General features: G+C 71.6%; 5 protein-coding genes. 4 read left to right on the forward strand and 1 reads right to left on the reverse strand.

Annotated features, from left to right (window positions below):
• The 3 genes from WEB03_RS04260 to WEB03_RS04270 all read left to right on the forward strand — a co-directional run.
• Window positions 1–829, forward strand: an 829-nt coding sequence (locus WEB03_RS04260; protein ID WP_368069728.1) for an ATP-binding protein, incomplete at its 5' end; no start/stop codon positions are given.
• Complete coding sequence (locus WEB03_RS04265; RefSeq protein ID WP_368069729.1) at window positions 826–1,266, forward strand: response regulator; 441 nt, start codon at window positions 826–828, stop codon at window positions 1,264–1,266. The genes WEB03_RS04260 and WEB03_RS04265, both read left to right, overlap by 4 nt.
• An 8-nt stretch (window positions 1,267–1,274) precedes the next feature.
• Entirely contained in the window at window positions 1,275–2,873 is a 1,599-nt protein-coding gene (locus WEB03_RS04270; protein WP_368069730.1) for an ATP-binding protein, read from the forward strand.
• On the opposite strand, the gene WEB03_RS04275 is transcribed toward WEB03_RS04270, so the two are convergent.
• Complete coding sequence (locus WEB03_RS04275; RefSeq protein ID WP_368069731.1) at window positions 2,835–3,677, reverse strand: thioesterase family protein; 843 nt, start codon at window positions 3,675–3,677, stop codon at window positions 2,835–2,837. The two genes, WEB03_RS04270 and WEB03_RS04275, sit on opposite strands and share 39 nt — an antisense overlap.
• A gap of 68 nt (window positions 3,678–3,745) precedes the next feature.
• On the opposite strand from WEB03_RS04275, the gene WEB03_RS04280 reads away from it, so the two are divergent.
• Window positions 3,746–4,525 (forward strand): adenylate/guanylate cyclase domain-containing protein, encoded by a 780-nt coding sequence (locus WEB03_RS04280; protein WP_368069732.1) that lies wholly within the window; start codon window positions 3,746–3,748, stop codon window positions 4,523–4,525.
• Window positions 4,526–4,696: the final 171 nt, after the last annotated feature.

Here is a 4,696-nt window from a genome sequence, read left to right on the forward strand (position 1 = left end):
CCCGTTCTTCGGCGCCGAGGAGCTGCAGCTGCTCGAGCGGACCGGGTTGCTGGCCGACCTCGCCCTCGCCCGCGCCGACCTGCTCGCCAGCGAACAGGCCGCGCGCCAGGGCCTGGCGGCCACGAACGCCGAGCTCGAGTCCTTCGTCTACAGCGCGTCGCACGACCTCAAGAGCCCGCTCATCGCCATGCTCAGCTACGTCGAGCTGCTCGTCGCCGATCACCGCGAGGCGCTCGATGAGGAAGCGCGCTGGTTCCTCGACCGGCTCGAGACCAACGGGCGCTACATGGAGTCGATCATCGGCGACCTGCTCGAGCTGTCCAGGATCGGTCGCGTCCAGGTCACGCCCGAGGAGGTCGACCTCGCCGCCGTGGTCGCCGACATCACCGTCGAGACGCGGACCACGCACCCGAACGTCACGGTCACGGCGGGCTCGCTCCCGAACCTGTGGGCCAACGGCACCCGCATCCGTCAGCTGCTGCAGAACCTGGTGGACAACGCCGTGACGCACGGTCGACCCGAAGGCGCGACCGTCCAGATCGACGCTGAGCCGGCCGACGACGGCGGCGTCGAGCTGGTGGTCCGCGACGACGGGCCCGGTATCCCCGCCGAGTACCGCGAGCGGGTGTTCGGGGTGTTCGAGCGGCTCGACGTGCAGGATGCCACCTCCGGGACCGGCATCGGGCTCGCCATCTGTCGGAAGGTCGCCGGATCGCTCGGTGGTCGGATCTGGATCGGGGACCACGATGGTGGCGCCGAGTTCCGCATCCACCTGCCCGCGTCGGTGCTGGTGATCGACGTGGGTGCGCCACAGGAGGTCGGCGTGTGAGAAGGACCGTGCGGGTGCTCGTCGCGGAGGACAACGAGGACCACGTCTTCTTCATCACCCGCGCCCTGCGTGGGGTGGACGAGGTCGCCTTCGAGATCGAATCCGTGAGCGACGGGGCGGAGGCGCTCGATTACCTCTACCGCCGCGGCGAGTACCACGACCGTCCGCGGCCACACCTGGTGCTCCTGGATCTCAAGATGCCCCGCGTCGCAGGCCTGGAGGTGCTCGACGTGGTCAAGAACGACCCGGAGCTGCGCTCGATCCCGATCGCGGTGCTCACCTCCTCCGAACGGCAGCAGGACGTCGATGACAGCTACCGAGCCGGCGGGAACGCCTACCTGATCAAGCGGCCCGCCTTCGCCGAGCTGAGCGACAAGCTGGTGTCGATGAGCAGGTTCTGGACCCACACCGCCGTGCTCCCCGAGCCGCCGGTCTGATGAGAACCGTGGACCTCGCTATCGACCCCCCCGCCGCCGCAGGCTCCTCGGGACGTGGACGTATCAAGGTGCTGGTGGTCGACGACAACCTCGACCACCGCACCCTCATGGCGCGTCGCTTGAGCGCGGCCGGCATGCGGGTCTCCGCGGTCGGCGTGGCCGAGCAAGCGCTGGAGGCGTGCGTCGACGTCGATCTCGTGCTCCTCGACTACCGCCTCCCCGGCCGTGACGGCCTGGAGGTCCTCGCCGCGATCCAGGCTCGTCCGCACCCCCCGTCGGTGATCATGGTCACCGCGGCCGGGTCGACCGAGGTCGCCGTCGCCGCCATGCGCGCGGGTGCGGCCAACTACCTCGCCAAGGACCGCGGGTACATCGAAGCTCTGCCGGACGTCGTCGAGCGCGCCTGGCACCACCACGACCTGGCGAAGCGCGCGGACGAGCTGAAGCGAGCCGCGCTCCTGCTGACTTCGACCACCGATCGCGAACAGCTGTCGATCGAGGTCGCAGGCGCCGCGCACCGGCTCCTGCACGCCACCAGCTGCGTGCTGCTGCTCGAGGAGGACGGGCAGCCCCCGACCGTGGCGGCGGTGGCCGGTGTCCCTCCCGCGGACCTCGGTGAGGCGGAGCAGCTCGCGATCACCGCCGGCAGCGGCGCCGAGGAGCCGTGGGTCGAGGGTGACCGGCTGGTCGTCCCCCTGCCCACCCACGGGGGTGGGCGAGCCGGGGTCCTGGTGGTCTGGCTCGACGATCCCCACCTCGATGCCGATGAGGAGGAGCTCGCGCGTGCCATCGCCGCCTTCGCGGGCGCCGCCCTCCGCAACGCTCGTCGGCTGGAGCTCGAACGCCAGCTCGTCACCGAGCTGCAGCAGACCCTGGACGCCCGGCGCGACTTCGTCGCCTCGGTGTCGCACGAGCTGCGGACGCCGTTGACCTCCATCGCGGGGTTCACCGAGACGCTCCGGGTGCACGGTGAGCGTCTCGACTCCGCCCGCCGCGACGACCTCCTCGCGCGGGTCGGTCGTCACGCGTCGGAGCTCGGCGAGCTCGTCGACGAGCTCCTCGAGCTGGCCGCCCTCGAGCGTGGCGTGGGGTCCGAACCCGCGCTGCAGGTGGTCGACCTGCCCGCCGCGGTGGATGCGATCGTCGCGGAACTCGAGCACGTCACCCGCGGGTGGCACGTCGAGGTCGCTGTGCCGTCGGTCTCGGTGTACGCGGACCCGACCCTGTTGCGCCGCACGCTCGCCAACCTGCTGTCGAACGCCGTCAAGTTCTCCGAACCGGAGACGCGGGTCGTGGTGCACGCCGCCGTGGAGGGCCCGTGGGTCCGCATCGAGGTGGAGGACCGGGGGATCGGACTGCCGCCCTGGGAGGCGAGCCACGTCTTCGATCCGTTCTTCCGTGCTCGCTCCTCGGTCAGCAACGCGGTCCGTGGATCGGGGATCGGGTTGGCGCTGGTGGCCCGCTACGTGCGGGCGATGGGCGGAGAGGTGAGCGTGCGGTCCGAGCCAGGGGAAGGGTCGACCTTCGCCTTCACGCTGCCGACCACCGTGGCACGTCCGGGACCGGACTCAGCGGCGGGGCCGGGATGCGAGCGCGAGCTGGCGTGACAGCACCACGAGCTGGCCGGAGGCATCCCACACCTCGCCGTCCTCCTCGAGGTAGCCGTCGGTCACCGCCTCGGTGGTGAACCACCCCGCCAGGTAGCCGGGGGACGGGCGGGCACGCACCTGGACGGTGAGCTCGATGGTCGGCACCCACCCGATGTCCCCGAGCGCTGCGTCGAAGATGGCCGGTGGGTAGCAGTCGGCGACGACGAGCAGCCCGAGCGTGTCCATCTCCGATCCGTCGCGCCACCGCAGGTACCCGCCGATGTGTCCCCGACCCGACGGCGCTCCCTCGGTCCACCCGAGGACCGCGGACGGCATGCGGTGGTCGAACCGCTGCGCGATCGGCGGCGGTGGGAACCCGCCCGCCTCGGCCCGGCGTTCGTGCTCGGTGGTGAAGTCCACGCACGACGCGAGCGGCGGCAGCTCGGGAGGGCGGCGATCGACCCGTGACGGTCCCTCCGCTGCGGCGAGGTCCCCGAACGCGCCGAGCAGGCGGACCTTGGCCTCACCAGCCTGCGAGAGGGTCGCCTCGACGGTCGAGTGACGGCGTCCGCTCCGGAGCACCTCGACGGCGATCTCGACCTCGCCCACGGTCGGCGGCGCGAGGAAGTGGGCGGTGAGGGTGACCGGGTCGGGGTGCGCGGGGACCGGGTCGCGCATCGCCCGGGCAGCGAGCGCCATCAGGTAGCCACCGTTCGGCGCCGCGCCGTCGATGACGGCCCACCCCGGGTCGATGGCACCGGCGTAGCGCCCATCGGCGATCGGCTCCACGGCCGTGTCGCGTTCGAAACGGCTGACGTCCACCGGGGCTCCTGGCTGCCGGGTCGTCCGGCGGTCCGCTGCGGTCGGCGGACGGTATCCCGGGTCGGGTGTTGGCACGTCAGGCGCTGACCCGCGAGGCTGCGCGCGTGGACACCCGGTGGATCGTCGCGATCGTCGTCGCGAGCGTGTTGGTCGCTGCCCTGGCGGGGTGGCTGACCTGGCGAGCCGCGCGCAAGGGCGCCTCCGCGGCCAAGCGTGCGGTGGAGACGCGGACCGAGAACGGGTTCTCGCTGGGTGGGACCCTGCCGCCGCTGGTGCTCGATCCGGTGCAGGCCGTGACCTCGTGGGTCGACGCGTTGCGGCCGCAGCTGCTGCCCGCCCTCGCCGCGGACGGGACCATCACCCTGGTCTTCTCCGACGTCGAGGGCTCCACGGCGCTCAACGTCGAGCTCGGCGACGCGAGGTTCCACCGGATCATCCAGGCCCACGAACGGTCCGCCCGACGGACGGCGCGCGATCACGATGGGCGGCTGGTCAAGTCCCAGGGGGACGGGCTGATGCTGGCCTTCAAGCGGCCCGTGGACGCGGTCCGGTTCGCCGCCGCGTTCCAACGTGAGCTGGTCGACGGTGATCTCGAGGTCCCGCTCCGGTTGCGGATCGGGGTGCACACGGGTGAGGTGCAGACGCGGCAGGGTGACTTCTTCGGCTCCAACGTCGCCTTCGCGGCGCGCGTCTGCAACGAAGCTGATGGCGGCGAGATCCTCGTGTCGGAAGCCGTCCGGGAACGCGTCGAGGACGAGCTCGAGCTGCGGTTCCGCCGGGGTCCGAAGGCCAACCTGCGGGGCATCCCCGGCAAGCACCGGCTCCACCGCGTGGTCTGGGACAGCTAAGTTCGGCAGTCAGGTGTGATGCGATGGCGATAACACCTGGCACCGAACCCGATTCCGTCACCTGCGAAGGTGGCGGGGTCGCGTCCGTCTCTCACGCCCCACCTGCCAGGGCCGGTGCGGCTGGATCGGTTGCGGCCTCGAACGACCCGTGCCCACCCGCACGCACTCCCG

This window comes from Nitriliruptor sp. (assembly GCF_040882075.1).
Taxonomy (GTDB): domain Bacteria; phylum Actinomycetota; class Nitriliruptoria; order Nitriliruptorales; family Nitriliruptoraceae; genus Nitriliruptor.